The 14281-nt window shown below is 60.6% G+C and carries 13 protein-coding genes and 1 pseudogene; 6 read left to right on the forward strand and 8 right to left on the reverse strand.

Annotated features, from left to right (window positions below):
- Positions 1-44: 44 nt before the first annotated feature.
- Both FZ934_RS13645 and FZ934_RS13650 read right to left on the reverse strand, forming a co-directional pair.
- Entirely contained in the window at positions 45-332 is a 288-nt protein-coding gene (locus tag FZ934_RS13645; RefSeq protein WP_153271507.1) for a cold-shock protein, read from the reverse strand.
- A gap of 114 nt (positions 333-446) precedes the next feature.
- Entirely contained in the window at positions 447-656 is a 210-nt protein-coding gene (locus FZ934_RS13650; RefSeq protein ID WP_056821166.1) for a cold-shock protein, read from the reverse strand.
- A 445-nt stretch (positions 657-1101) separates the two neighbouring features.
- Between FZ934_RS13650 and rpsU the strand changes: the two genes are divergently transcribed.
- The 4 genes and pseudogenes from rpsU to FZ934_RS13670 all read left to right on the forward strand — a co-directional run bounded on the left by rpsU (position 1102) and on the right by FZ934_RS13670 (position 5056).
- Positions 1102-1314, forward strand: a complete 213-nt coding sequence (gene rpsU / locus FZ934_RS13655; RefSeq protein ID WP_037119559.1) for a 30S ribosomal protein S21 — start codon at positions 1102-1104, stop codon at positions 1312-1314.
- Between the two features lie 138 nt (positions 1315-1452).
- Positions 1453-2316, forward strand: a complete 864-nt coding sequence (locus FZ934_RS13660; protein ID WP_113361432.1) for a tetratricopeptide repeat protein — start codon at positions 1453-1455, stop codon at positions 2314-2316.
- 15 nt (positions 2317-2331) lie between these two features.
- Positions 2332-3176 (forward strand): annotated as a pseudogene (locus FZ934_RS13665) (NAD(P)/FAD-dependent oxidoreductase).
- A 221-nt stretch (positions 3177-3397) separates the two neighbouring features.
- On the forward strand, positions 3398-5056 hold the full coding sequence (locus FZ934_RS13670) for a sensor histidine kinase (RefSeq protein ID WP_153271508.1): 1659 nt from the start codon (positions 3398-3400) through the stop codon (positions 5054-5056).
- Positions 5057-5124: 68 nt separating this feature from the next.
- Here the strand turns inward: FZ934_RS13670 and FZ934_RS13675 are convergent, their stop codons facing one another.
- The 6 genes from FZ934_RS13675 to FZ934_RS13700 all read right to left on the reverse strand — a co-directional run bounded on the left by FZ934_RS13675 (position 5125) and on the right by FZ934_RS13700 (position 11782).
- Complete coding sequence (locus FZ934_RS13675) at positions 5125-6519, reverse strand: NAD(P)(+) transhydrogenase (Re/Si-specific) subunit beta (protein ID WP_153271509.1); 1395 nt, start codon at positions 6517-6519, stop codon at positions 5125-5127.
- Positions 6520-6526: 7 nt separating this feature from the next.
- Entirely contained in the window at positions 6527-6925 is a 399-nt protein-coding gene (locus FZ934_RS13680; RefSeq protein WP_153271510.1) for a proton-translocating transhydrogenase family protein, read from the reverse strand.
- A complete protein-coding gene (locus FZ934_RS13685) occupies positions 6925-8073 on the reverse strand; it encodes a Re/Si-specific NAD(P)(+) transhydrogenase subunit alpha (protein WP_153271511.1) in 1149 nt (382 codons plus the stop codon). The genes FZ934_RS13680 and FZ934_RS13685 overlap by 1 nt, the downstream gene beginning before the upstream one ends.
- A 104-nt stretch (positions 8074-8177) precedes the next feature.
- Positions 8178-8402: an aa3-type cytochrome c oxidase subunit IV gene (locus FZ934_RS13690; RefSeq protein ID WP_153271512.1), complete on the reverse strand. Its 225-nt coding sequence runs from the start codon at positions 8400-8402 to the stop codon at positions 8178-8180.
- A 172-nt stretch (positions 8403-8574) separates the two neighbouring features.
- Positions 8575-9327, reverse strand: a complete 753-nt coding sequence (locus FZ934_RS13695) for an N-acyl amino acid synthase FeeM domain-containing protein (protein WP_113361439.1) — start codon at positions 9325-9327, stop codon at positions 8575-8577.
- A 151-nt stretch (positions 9328-9478) separates the two neighbouring features.
- Complete coding sequence (locus FZ934_RS13700; protein ID WP_153271513.1) at positions 9479-11782, reverse strand: putative bifunctional diguanylate cyclase/phosphodiesterase; 2304 nt, start codon at positions 11780-11782, stop codon at positions 9479-9481.
- A 340-nt stretch (positions 11783-12122) separates the two neighbouring features.
- On the opposite strand from FZ934_RS13700, the gene FZ934_RS13705 reads away from it, so the two are divergent.
- On the forward strand, positions 12123-12662 hold the full coding sequence (locus FZ934_RS13705; protein WP_153271514.1) for a TRAP transporter small permease subunit: 540 nt from the start codon (positions 12123-12125) through the stop codon (positions 12660-12662).
- 21 nt (positions 12663-12683) lie between these two features.
- Positions 12684-14213, forward strand: coding sequence for a TRAP transporter large permease (locus tag FZ934_RS13710; RefSeq protein ID WP_153271515.1), 1530 nt, complete (start codon positions 12684-12686; stop codon positions 14211-14213).
- Positions 14214-14281 lie beyond the last annotated feature (68 nt).

The raw sequence follows: 14281 nt of genomic DNA on the forward strand, positions 1-14281 counted from the left end.
TTTCCTTTCCTGCGGCAACACCTTTGCCGGTTAGTGGGTGGAGATTACTTCCGCACCCGGATGCTTGACATTTTCAACCACGATCCGCCGCTTGTGTCCGCTGCAGCGGCAACCGGCTGAGCCGAGGATGTCGATTGGGCCGCATCGATATCGCTCTCAAAGATGCGGCGGTCGAAATTCTCGCCCTCGAACCGGACCCGATATTGAGAGCGACGGCCCTCCGATGGAAGAACGGCTGCTATTCTGCAGGTTCTGCTCTCCATCTCCGTGCGGACCAGACCGTCTTTCAGTACGATGCTGTCGCCGACGGTGTACTTCGGCGTTTGCGCCATTACTTTTACCAACTTGCCTTGGTCGTAAAAACATAAAGGCCGGGTTTGACCCCGACCTTCGCCATAAGGCTCTCGGCTGCCAGTACATCCGTGGTCAGCGGAGCCGAATGAGAATTACGCCGCGCGGAGGTTGTCGGCAGAGTTCTTGCCGGATCTCTTGTCGCGAACCACATCATAGGTGATTTTCTGACCATCGGACAGGCTGCCCATGCCAGCGCGCTCGACAGCGGAAATATGAACGAAAACGTCCGTGCTGCCGTCGTCAGGCTGAATGAAACCAAAGCCCTTGGTGCTATTGAACCACTTAACGGTACCAGAATTCATAACGATCTCCTTTCATTAGTCGTTACTGCCATGCGTCTATTCACAAGGCTAAGATCGATTTTGAGAGGAAATCTGACAGAGCTTCACGCCCTTTGACAAAGGTCACAACCAACAGTCGATGATGCGCTTATATATCGCGAACTGCGGAATAAACAAGGCAGAAGGCCGCACCAATTGGGTTCCGACCGCTCAGGCGCCCCCTTCCGAGGATCTGTCGTCGCCAAACAGCTACGCTAGGCTGCCACGCTGCTGCTTTCGAAAAACACCTCTTGCCGGTCGCGCCCACGGTTTTTTGCAGCGAGAACCGCTAGAACATATGGACTTCCCCCATCATTCTGGTATCCGCATCCTCAATCGCAAGGCTGGTGCTGCGCGAACTAAATATTTTTTGCCTCTGGCGCCTTGCCGACGCCGGCATCAACCAAACCAAAGGAACGTGATTCTCGTGCAGGTACTTGTCCGCGATAACAATGTCGATCAGGCTCTCCGCGCTCTCAAGAAGAAGATGCAGCGCGAAGGTATTTTCCGCGAAATGAAGATGCGCGACTACTACGAAAAGCCGTCGCAGAAGCGTGCTCGCGAAAAGGCCGAAGCCGTTCGCCGTGTTCGCAAGCTGGCTCGCAAGCGGGCACAGCGCGAAGGTATCGTCGCACGCTAAGCGTAGCTGTCGTTATTTCGACGTTTTCAGATGCATGTTGGCGGGGGCGATCTGTTCGCCACCGCCTTTTTTAATTTGCTGCTGAAGTTTGCCCGTTCTGGAAAGAGGACCGGCTGAACTGGGGGAAAACGAGCCCGCATGGCTGACATCACCAAGACCCGCTCTCTGCGTTCGCCGAAAATCGCTGTTCTTCCGGTTTTCGCTATCGTCACCGCGCTAGGCCTTGCTGGCTGCACGACAAACAATACCTCCGATGCGGTGATCCGCATCGACAAGGCGCAGGGTTCGCAGGAAAATATCGCGTCGCTGACCTCGGTCATCAACGCCAATCCGAAGGATCCGGAAGGCTACAACGTACGGGGCTCGGCCTATGGCCGCGGCGGTGATTTCCGCCAGGCGCTGAACGACTTCAACACTGCCCTTCAGCTCAATCCGCGCTTCTACCAGGCCTACGCGAACCGCGCCCTGGTCTACCGCAACATGGGCCAGCAGCAGCAGGCGATCCAGGACTACAACGCCGCGCTGCAGATCAACCCGAACTACGATGTCGCCCTGATCGGTCGCGGCAATGTCTACCGGACCGCCGGTCAGGACGATGCCGCGTTCAACGATTTCAACAAGGCGATCCAGAACGGCACCACCGACGGTCGCGCCTATCACAATCGCGGTCTGCTCTTCCAGAAGCGCAACCAGCAGGACAAGGCGATCGACGACTTCTCGAAGGCGATCTCGCTGTCGCCGAACGCGCCGGAACCATATAACGGCCGCGGCATTTCCTACATCGCACTGAATGACGACGACAACGCGTTCGCCGACTTCAACCACGCGATCGAGCTGAACGGCAACCTGGCGGAATCCTGGGCAAACCAGGCGCTGGTCTACGAGCGCCGCGGTGAAAAGGACAAGGCCGCCCGCTCTTACCGTCATGCGATCGGTCTCGATCCGAAGTATCAGCCGGCAAAGGACGGTCTTGCCCGCGTGGGCGCCTCGACCTCCGGCTAAGAATGGGAGCAGCCGATGGCAGCAAGGAAACGAGTTGTCGTCATCGGCTCCGGCATTATCGGCGCTTCGATTGCCTGGCACCTGAGCCGGCGAAGCGCCGACGTCACCGTGATCGCGGAAGACATTGGCGGCGTCGCGACGCCGAACTCCTTTGCCTGGATCAATGCCAGCTGGGGCAATCCTGAATTCTACTTTCGCTTTCGCCGTCGCGCGATGACGGGATGGAAACGACTGTCCGTCGATCTTCCCGGCCTGCCCCTCTCCTGGTGCGGCAGTCTCTGCTGGGATCTTCCCCCTGAACAATTGGAAGCCTTCGCCAGCGAGCACAGCCGTTGGGGCTATGGCATCGAACGCATCGGGCGCTGCGACATATCGCTCCGCGAACCCTATCTGGCCGAAGCGCCAGATCTTGCGGTGGCTGTCGCAGAGGAAGGCGCCGTCGAACCGGTTGCCGCGGCCCGAATGATGCTTGCCGATGCCGAGGCGCACGGCGCGCGCTTCGTGACAGGCGACGTCAGCGGCTTCATCAGGCGTGGCGAACGCATTGCCGGCGTCGTCAGCTCCGTCGGCATGTTCGAGGCCGACGATGTGGTTCTGGCGGCTGGCGCCGGCGCCATTCCATTGGCTGAGGGTGTCGGCATCACGATTCCGCTCACGACGCCGCCCGGACTTCTCGTTCACTCGCGCCCCTTCGAAAGGCGCCTGAACGGCCTTGTTATCACAACATCGACGGGCTCTACGTTGCCGTCATGCACTCCGGCGTGACGCTTGCGCCCCTCGTTGGATTACTCGCCTCTAGCGAGATTTTATCGGAGCAACCCGAGCCGGAACTTGCAGCCTTCCGGTTGTCGCGCTTTTGATCACATCGGACATAAATTTGAACACGCGAAATGCGCGCGACATGTTTTAGTGTGTTGCAAGGATTTGATGCTGTCCCTAACATGCGGCTGCTTCGATAGCAGGCTATCGGACAAAAGCATTATGTATTGAGGGCAATCGTGGTGATCCAGTTTTTTGCTTTCAAACCCATCATTGCCTTAGGCGCCAGCGTTTTTTCACCCCGGGAACGAAGAAAGTTCTCATGAAGCGACGCTTCCGTTTCTTCCCCAAGGCATCGATCGGCACCTACCTGATCGCGATGGCGCTCGCCACCTCGCTGCCTATTTTTGCGCTCGTCGCCCTGCTCCTCGGCCAGCTCGAAGACAACCAGCGGTCCACCCTCAAGCGTGAAACCGCACAGGATGCAACGGCGCTCGCGCGATCCGTCGACCGACAGCTGCAGGATATGGCTACAACCCTGAGGTTGTTGTCGACGTCGCCGGAACTCGAGAATAGCGACTTCGCAGCCTTTCACCAGCGCACGGAGACTGCCCTGCGTGCCGATACGCTTTACGTTATCGCGGCGGAAGCGAACGGGGAGCAGCTCCTGAACACCCGGGTCGATTTCGGCAGCCAGCTCCACCAGGTGGGCAATATGCCGTCACTCGAATCCGCGTTGAAATCCGGCCGGATCGAAGCCTCCGATGTCTTTCGCGGACGAACGGTCGGCGATTGGGTCTATAACGTCACGATGCCGATCAAGATCGGCCGTGTCGCGGCGCTGATCATCACGCAGAACGCCCGCGACCTCGCCAAGATCGTCTCGACCGAAGGCCTTCCTGCCGACTGGTCCGCGGCCATCATCGACCAGAGCGGCCACGTCGTCGCCTCTGTCGGTGCGAGCAACATCGGCTTCGGGGAAGCCTTCGACCCTCGTATTTTGCCTTCGCTCGTCGATTCCAGCGGCGTCTATGAAGATCCCACCGTCCTTCCGCGAACGCTGCTCGGCTACGCACAGATCCCCGGCTGGTCCTGGAAGGCGATCGTCTGGGGGCCGATGGCAACCGCGCAATCCTCAATCCTGACGACCTGGCGCTTTCTCATCATCGGTGGCCTCGCGCTGCTGATCGTCGCGGTCGTGGCTGCCTACATCGTTGCCCGCCAGGTCCGCAGCACCATCCGCGCGATTGCCGACATGGCGATCCGTATGGGCGAAGGCCAGATCGTCGCCCCAATCGAAACCAGCGTCATCGAAGCCAACCAGGTCGCCGTCGCACTTTCGAACGCCTCCTTCGATCGCAGCCAGACCGAAGACCGCCTGCATTTCGTCATGAACGAGCTGGTACACCGTACGAAGAACCTTTTGGCGCTCGCGCAGGCGATGATGCGGCAGCTGGCCAAGCAAACCGGTACGGTGCAGGAGTTCCAGGCAGCGGTGTCGCACCGTCTCGACGGCCTGTCCCGCTCGATCCAGCTTCTGACGAGCGAGCAATGGGCAGGCGCCTCGCTCCGGCGCGTCATCGATATCCACCTCGACGCCTTCCCGCAGGCCCTGCCGCAGATCGAGATAACAGGCAACGACTTCATGCTGAAGCCGGAGGCCGTCCAGAACCTCGGCCTGGCAATCCATGAACTGGCGACCAACTCGGTGAAGTATGGCGCCCTTTCGGTGCCACAGGGCCGCATCCGCTTCTACTGGCAGACCATTCAGGAAGAAGGACACGCCGAGGAGATGCTGCGCTTCATCTGGGAGGAAGTGAATGGGCCTCCTGTACAGACGCCGACCCATACCGGCTTCGGAACGACGGTGATCAAGAACCATGCCGCTGCGGCCTTCAGCGGTACGGTTACAGTCGACTTCTTGCCGCGCGGCCTTCGCTGGGAACTCACAGCTCCTCGTCGGGTGCTGGAGCGTAAGTAAGCCAAGCTTTACCAGAAAGAAAAGGGCGCGTAACGCGCCCTCCCCTTCAGATCATCAAACCATATGATTCAGTGGCCGATCGCCTTGTTGATTTCCTCGGTGACCTTCTTGGCATCGCCGAGCAGCATCATCGTGCCGTCCTTGTAGAACAGCGTGTTGTCGATGCCGGCGTAGCCGGAGCCGAGCGAGCGCTTGACGAAGAGGCAGGTCTTCGCCTTGTCGACATCGAGGATCGGCATGCCGTAGATCGGCGAGGTCTTGTCGTCGCGTGCCGCCGGATTGGTCACGTCATTAGCACCGATGACATAGGCAACGTCGGCCTGCGCGAACTCCGAGTTGATGTCCTCGAGCTCGAAGACTTCATCATAGGGTACGTTGGCTTCCGCCAACAGCACGTTCATATGGCCCGGCATGCGGCCTGCGACCGGATGGATCGCGTACTTCACCTCGACGCCGTTCTTCTTCAGATTGTCGGTCATTTCGCGAAGGGCGTGCTGTGCCTGCGCCACCGCCATGCCGTAGCCGGGCACGATGATGACCTTGGAGGCATTCGCCATCAGATAGGCCGCATCCTCGGCCGAACCGAGCTTGACCGTCTTATCGGAATTGTCTGTGCCGCCCGAAGCCGTCTCGCCGCCGAAGCCGCCGAGGATGACCGAAATGAATGAGCGGTTCATGCCCTTGCACATGATGTAGGACAGGATCGCACCCGACGAACCGACCAGCGCGCCTGTGATGATCAGCGCCAGGTTGCCGAGCGTGAAGCCGATGCCGGCGGCCGCCCAGCCCGAATAGGAGTTCAGCATCGACACGACGACCGGCATGTCGGCGCCGCCGATCGGCACGATCAGCAGCACGCCGAGCGCCAGCGACAGAACGACCACCGCCCAGAAATCGAAATGGCTTTCCGTTGCCGCGAGCCCGACGATGAAGAGCACGATCAGCGCCAGCAGCGCGATATTGATGACGTGCCGGAAGGGCAGCATGATCGGCTTGCCGGACATCCGCCCATCAAGCTTCAGGAAGGCGATGATCGAGCCGGTGAAGGTCAAGGCGCCGATCGCAACCCCGAGCGCCATTTCGATCCTTGCCTCGGTGTGGATCTCGCCAATATTGCCGATACCGAAGGATGACGGCGTGTAGAGCGCCGACGCCGCGACCAATACGGCGGCAAGGCCGACCAGCGAGTGGAACCCGGCAACCAGCTGCGGCATGGACGTCATCGGAATGACGCGGGCGATATAGGCGCCGGCACCGCCGCCGATGGCGAGACCGAGGACGATCAGCGCAAGGCCGCCGAAGGACGGCGTCGCCAGCGTCAGCGTGGTGAGGATGGCGATACCCATGCCGGCCATGCCGTAGAGATTGCCCTTGCGGCTGGAGGCCGGATGGGAAAGCCCGCGCAATGCCAGGATGAAGAGGACGCCGGAAACAAGATAAAGGAAGGCTGCGATACTGCTCATGCGGTCCTCACTTGTCCTTCTTCTTGTACATCGCCAGCATGCGCTGGGTGACAAGGAAGCCGCCGAAGATGTTCACCGAGACGAGGACCAGCGCGACGAAGCCGAAGCCGGTCGCAAGCCCGCTCGTCGAAATGCCGACCGCCAGAAGCGCGCCGACGACGATGACCGAGGAGATCGCGTTGGTGACCGCCATCAGCGGCGTATGCAGCGCCGGCGTCACCGACCAGACGACGTAGTAGCCGACGAAGATCGCCAGCACGAAGATCGCGAACTGGAACACGAAGGGATCGATCGCGCCGCCTGTGGCGGCACTTGCGGCCTCCGGTGCGTGAGCGGCAGCCGCCGTCACCGCGCTCACGGCCTGGTTCAATTGCTCCAGCGCCTTGTCCATTGCTTCACCGGCCATCAGTTATCCCCCTTCTTCGCGCCGCCGAAAGCCGGGTGCACGACTTCGCCCGCATGCGTCAGCATCGTCGCCTTGATCAGTTCGTCCTCGAGATTGAGGGCAACGGCCTTCGTCTCCTTGTTGACCATGGTCTCGAGGAAGGTGAGGAGGTTCTTGGCGTAGAGAGCCGACGCGCTGGCCGCGATCCGGCCGGCCATGTTGGCGTAACCGATGACGCGCACGCCATCGACATCGGCGACCTTGCCCGGCTTGACGCCCTCGATATTGCCCCCGCGTTCGACCGCGAGGTCGACAGCAACCGCGCCCGGCTTCATCGACTTCAGCATCTCACGCGACACCAGCTTCGGCGCCGGACGCCCGGGGATCAGGGCGGTGGTGATGACGATGTCCTGCTTGGCGATATGATCGGCAACAAGGGCCGCCTGCTTCGCCTGGTATTCCCTGGACATTTCCTTGGCGTAACCGCCGGCGGTTTCGGCCGCCTTGAACTCCTCGTCCTCGACGGCAATGAACTTCGCGCCGAGCGACGCAACCTGCTCCTTCGCCGCCGGACGAACGTCGGTCGCCGATACCGCAGCACCGAGACGACGCGCTGTGGCGATCGCCTGCAGGCCTGCAACACCAGCACCCATGACGAAGACCTTGGCAGCCGGAACAGTACCGGCCGCCGTCATCATCATCGGCATGGCACGGTCGTAGACCGCTGCGGCCTCGATGACTGCCTGATAGCCTGCAAGGTTAGCCTGTGAGGAAAGAACGTCCATCGACTGCGCGCGGGTGATGCGCGGCATCAGTTCCATGGCGAAGCTCGAAAGCCCGGCCTTGGCCATGGCGGCAATCGCCTCGTCGTTGCCATAGGGGTCCATGACTGCGATCACGATCGCGCCACTCTTGTAACCGCCGATCTCCTCGTCGGTCGGGCGCCGAACCTTCAGCACCACATCGGCTGTCGCAGCCGCACCGACCGAACCGATCCGTGCGCCGACCGCCTCGAACTCCGCATCCGGAATTTTCGACTTCGCGCCGGCGCCAGCCTCGACGACGACGTCAAGGCCAAGGCCGATCATCTTCTTCACGGTTTCGACGGACGCTGCGACGCGCGTCTCATCGCCCGTGGTTTCCTTCGCCACAAAAACAAGATTGCCCAACCGCCCCTCCTCCGGGTCAGCCAGTCTGCCGCAGGTCCTCCCCTGCCCAGCCCGAGCACTCAGTCAAAGCTTTTTGGAAAAGCCGCTCCTCCCCGAGGCCGCGCTTAGCGCAGCAGGACGAGGCCCGCGATAAAGACCGCCAGCAGCACGACGATACCACCCAGGAAGCCGGCGCCGGTGAAGAAGCCAGCCGTCATGCCAAGCAGGAGAGCAACCAGAAACAACGTGCCGTACTTCGCCGCGGCGAGGAACATGTTGTAGGTGTGCTCATGTTCCTTGTAGTCCATCGGCGCGCCAACTTCGGCAGGTCCGGTGTGATGCTCGGCCATGAATATTGTCTCCCTCATAATATCAGGCGCATGGCCTCGGCCATGGCTGTCATGATTCCTCGATCCCACGAGGAAAATTCCCTTGAGAGGGATTACACAAAGCCTGGAGAAAGCGCAATGCATGAGAATGCCGCAGCGGTACGGCATTCTCATGCAATTCGGGGCTTAGGGCTCAGAGCGGCAGGTCGGTGCCGAACTGGCCTTCGGGAACGAACCGCGCGGTCGGAATGATGGTCAGCGGCGGCAGCGTGTCTTCGGGATTGCGCGAGAACATCATGCGCTGCTCGCTGGCGCTGGAAATGAAGAACGGATAGCGCGTCAGGAGCTTCCGCCCCACCTCGATCACGTTCGTCGCCATCAGCGTCATGTCGATGCCGTAGTTTTTCGCCAGCTGGCCGGGCACGATCGTATCGGCATAGAAGACCCGCTTGTAGAAAGCAGCATGCGGAGGACGGCAGAACTGCAGCACGCGATCGGCGCGGAAATAGGCTGCAGCGACAATGCTCGGACGCAGCGTCAGGTAGGGGATCCAGGGCAGATCGGCCGTCAGATCGGGGTCGGCAGCGAAACGCGCCGGGTCGATCAAGGTCAGGCCGGCATCGAGAAGCGCGTCCATTGCCCAGGGGAAAGCACCCGCCGACTGGCTGACGCGATGCTCAGGTGTCACATAATGGAGCCTGATGGTACTGACCAGTTCCCCATAATAGTACAGTCCGAAGACGTGCGCGTGGCTGTCGAAATCGGTGGCGTCGAGCAGTCCCTTCGGAGCGAGTGCCAGGACGTCGTGGGCCTTGTAAGCCTTGTAGCGCAGGCGTTCCACCTCGACCATGTCCTCGCTGCTTTCCATGCGGCGATACTCGACATGATCCAAAACTTCCAGAAGCTTGCTGCTGAAATCACTGCGCGCGAAAAGTGTCTCTGACATTTGTGCCCATCCGCTGTTAACGGAATATTAATCATCCGACAAAGGCACTTAACGCAAGGCAATCTGACAATTTGCATCGAATTTAAGATATTAAGGTTAACGCGGCCTGCAATCTACAGTCTCCCCCCCCCGCTTGGCTCGGCAGAGGTTTTCAGGCGACCTTGTTGCGACGACGCTGGACCGCGCGGCGGCCGATGGCCTGCTGCAGAAGCGCGATATTCTGGGAGGGAACCGGGGGCGAGAAGACGTAGCCCTGAATAAGATCGGTTGCTCGGTACTTGTTGAGAAGCGCGAGTTGCTCGGTCGTTTCGACACCTTCGGTGACGATCTTCAAGCCGAGTTCGCGGGCAAGATTGACGGTGCCGCGCAGCAGCTTGAGGCGACGGCCGTCTTCGACGATGTTGCGCAGGAACGAACGGTCGATCTTCACGATGTCGAGCGGCAAGGTATCGAGGTAGCTGAGGCTCGAGAAGCCGGTGCCGAAGTCGTCGATGGCGATGGTGATGCCGCGGGCACGCAGTTCCGCGAGGATGGCGCGAACCGCCGCCGGCTCGTCGATCAGGCAGCTCTCGGTGATCTCGAGGTGCAGACGCGAGGCCTCGAGCTTCGATGCCTGCAGCGCTTCGGCAACGACCGCGAGGATATCGGCATCACGCAGGTCGCGCGCCGACAGATTGACCGAAACCGCGATATGCTCGGGCCAGGTCATGCAATCCGTGCAGGCCTTCATCAGGATGAAGCGGGTGATATCGGAGATGACGCCCATCTCTTCAGCGAGGCGAATGAAGACGTCGGGCGGGATTGCTCCCTTTTCCGGATGCACCCACCGTGCAAGCGCTTCCGCGCATTCGATGCGCGAACCGTCAGCCTTGAACATCGGCTGGTAGGCAACGCTCAGGCCCTTGGCCGCGATGGCGTCGCGCAGGTCCGACTTGAGCTTCTGCTGCTCGATGTAGCGTCCGTCCATCTCCCGCTCGAAGCCGGAAAGGCCGCCGCGCTGCTTCGACTTGCTTTCGAACAAAGCGAGGTCGGCCTTGATGCTCCACTCCTCCATCGCGAAAGCGTCGCTCTCGAGCAGGACAAAGCCACCGCTCAAGGAGACGAGGAAGGTCACATCGTCGGCTTCATAGGTACCCTGGATCGCCGTATGAACCCGACGGATTTCAGCGTCGAGCGCCGCCATGTCCTTCGCATGCGGGAAGAACAGGATGAACTGGTCGCCCATCAGGCGGCCGACCGTTGCCTTGCCGGCCTGCTTGGCGACGCGATTGGCAATCGCGCACAACAGACGGTCGCCGGTAACGTGGCCGCGCATGTCGTTGACATGCTTGAACTCGTCGATGTCGAGAACCATGAAGCCGATCGGGCCGCGCTTCTTGGTGTGCCTGGCGAGGTAATCCTGAACGAGGTGGCTGAAATACTCGCGGTTCGGCAGGCCCGTGAGAGAATCGAAACGGACCATGTGCAGGATCTTCTGCTCGGCCTTCACGCGGCTCGAGACATCCTCGAAGATCAGCACGGCGCCGCCGTCGGCGCGCGGGCTTGCCGAAAACTCGAGCGACAGATCCTCTGGAAAATGAATAAGCGTGCGCGAAAGCTTGCCTTCCGCGACATGCGTCATCTGCCGGAGGATGAGTTCCGGCTGCGAGGCGTCCATGAAGCTGTAGCGGGCGCCATAACGCAAGACAGCGCCAAGATCGCGATCCTTCAGCCGCTCCGGGTCGCCGATCCTGAGAAGCTCACACGCCTTCCGGTTGATGACCTGAATTCGGTTCTGCGCATCGACCATGACGAGGCCATGCGGCATGTTGTTGAGCGCGGTGTCGAAACGATCGGCGATCGACGTGATTTCACGACGGGCAATAACGTTCTCATAGAGGAACTCGCGCACGCCGTTCGCCATGGCGCGGGTCGTCAGCCAGAACGGAATGAGGAAGATCGACAGGATGCCACGATAGAAATCCAGCACCATCAGGCTGCAGATGATCATCGGCAGGCAGCAGGAGAACGTCTGGATATCGATCGCCATCCGCGATCCGTAGTTTCGTCCGACCACGGATACCATCGTCGCCATGGTGACGGCGATGCAGGCGAGTTCGGCAAAGCCGTCGCCGAGGAAGAATATGGCGTAACCGCTTGCAAAGCCAAGCAAAGTCGTGGTGCCGGCGGCACCAGTGACGAGAATGCGCTCCCAACGCTGGATGTCGTCGTGCGTCAGCGCGTCCTTGTCGACCTTGTCGAAGGCACGGAAGGTTGCAATGCGGCCGATGAAGACGACGATGAAGCCGAGGGCCAGAGCGACATAAAGGGGAGACTGGGTTTTGGCGGCGATTGCGAGGCACGTCGCAGCATGGACGATCACACCGACGAGCAACGTCATGCGGTTCCCTGAGAGGGAACTCACAAACGACAGATACACATCCGTAGGGACCCTGTTCGGGTTATGTGGTTTCATCCATACTTTCCCTGTGCCGCAGAACCATACTCCCAACCCTTTAAAAATTGATTTCGTGGCTTCCGTACATTTGGCGGATTTTTCTAAAACCATAGCGGGAATATCGTGGTTTCATAACGGTTTATGCAGCCTAATGGAGATGTTCCATTGCGAGCCGGGACGCGTCTCGGGCATCAAGCGACGGGAAAATGCGGGCTTGACTCGCGCATAACGCGAGGCGCCGCAACCATAGACTATAGTCCTACGGCGGAGCTCCATTCTTCCAATTTAGAAAACGCTGGTCTACACAAAATGAAAGGGAGAACGCGCCGAAAAAGGCGCGGCAAAATGGGGGAAAGGCATGCCGGCTTTGCTGACCGTCAGCCGGCTGATCGATGCGATCAGCCAATTCATGGGCAAACTGTCCGAATACATGGTGCTGGCCTGCTGTCTGATCAGCGCCGCCAACGCCCTGATCCGATACTCTTTCAACTACAGCTCCAACGGCTGGCTCGAGATCCAGTGGTATCTCTTCGCCTTCATCGTCGTGCTCGGCGCAGCCCACACCTTGCGCATGAACGAGCATGTCCGCGTCGACCTGATCTACGGCGCAGTCTCCGAGAAGGCGAGGATCTGGATCGACATCATCGGCCTCGTCGTCTTCCTCATTCCGGCCTGCATCTTCCTGACCTGGCTCTGCTGGCCCTTCTTCTTGTCCTCCTACCTCCAGCATGAAGTCTCGGCGAACGCCGGCGGCCTGATCCGCTGGCCGGTCAAGCTTGTGCTTCTCCTCGGCTTCGGGCTGCTGACCCTGCAGGGTCTCTCGGAGTTGATCAAGCGGATCGCCGCCGTGACCGGCTACATCCGGATCGACACGACATACGAAAAACCGCTGCAGTAAGCCGGACCGGGAGGAACGCGATTGTTTGATTTCGGCATCATTCCGCCGGCCATGTTCGTGGGCATGGTCCTGTTCATGCTCTACGGTTTTCCGGTCGCCTTTTCGCTGGCGGCCGTCGGCCTGTTCTTCGGCATTATCGGCATCGCCACCGGCCATTTCAGCGAAGCCTTTCTGCAGGCCCTGCCGTTGCGCTTCTTCGGCATCGTCTCCAACGACCTGCTGCTTGCGATCCCGTTCTTCACCTTCATGGGCGCCATCCTGGAGCGCTGCGGTCTGGCGGAAGATCTGCTGGAAGGAACCGGCAAACTGTTCGGCCGCGTTCCAGGCGGCCTTGCCTATGCCGTGATCCTGGTCGGCGCCGTGCTCGGCGCGATCACCGGAACGGTCGCGGCCTCGGTCATCACCATGGGTGTGATCTCGCTGCCGATCATGCTGCGCTATGGCTACAGTCCGCGGCTTGCCACCGGCGTCATCGCCGCCTCCGGCACCATCACCCAGGTCATCCCGCCCTCGCTTGTTCTCGTCGTCCTCGCCGACCAGCTCGGCAAGTCGGTCGGCGACATGTATCTCGGCGCCATCGGCCCATCGATCCTGCAGGTCGCGATTTTCATGGGCTATATCCTGATCCTCTCGATCCTGAAGCCCGCCTCCATGCCACCACTGCCCAAGGAAGTGCGCGGTGACTTCAACTGGGCCCTGCTCTTCAAGGTGCTGTCGGGCATGGTGCCTTCGATCGTGCTGATCTTCCTCGTCCTCGGCACCATCTTCATGGGACTGGCGACCCCGACCGAAGCCGGCGCGCTTGGCGTCGTCGGCGCCATGGCGCTGGCCGCCATGCATCGCCGCCTCACCTGGCCGCTGATGCAGGACGCCATGCGCTCGACCATGCATATCACCTCCATGGTGGTGATGATCCTGATCGGCTCGACCGTATTCAGCCTCGTCTTCCAGGGCATGGACGGCTCGCGCTGGATCGAGCACATGCTGTCAGGCATCCCCGGCGGCCCGGTCGGCTTCCTGATCTTCGTCAACATCTTTATCTTCGTGCTGGCCTTCTTCCTCGATTTCTTCGAGATCGCCTTCATCGTCATCCCGATGCTGGCGCCGGTCGCCTCGGCCTTGGGGATCGATCTGATCTGGTTCGGCGTGCTGATCTGCGTTAACATGCAGACGAGCTTCATGCACCCGCCCTTCGGCTTCGCGCTCTTCTATCTGCGCTCCATCGCCGATCGCAGCGTCAAGACATCCGACATCTACATGGGCGCCCTGCCCTGGGTCTGCATGCAGCTGATCCTCGTGGCGATCGTGATCTTCTGGCCGCAATCGGTGACCTACTGGCTGGATAAAGGACCGAAGGTCGATCCGGACTCGATCAAGATCGAAGTACCGGGCTTTGGCGGCAATGGGCTCGGGCTGCCGCCGCCAGCCATGCCGGGGGGTGCCCCGCAGTTACCCGGTCTGACGCTGCCGCCGCTGAACGGCCTGCCCGGGCAGCCCGCGAAACCTGCACCGCCACCGACCGATCTTAGCCAGCCGCCCGTCATCAAGTAGCAGCCAAACGAAAACCGCCGCGGGAGAGTTTCCTCGCGGCGGTATTTTCTGTAGCAGCCCGGCCGGTG

Source organism: Rhizobium grahamii, from assembly GCF_009498215.1.
Classification (GTDB): Bacteria; Pseudomonadota; Alphaproteobacteria; order Rhizobiales; family Rhizobiaceae; genus Rhizobium; species Rhizobium grahamii_A.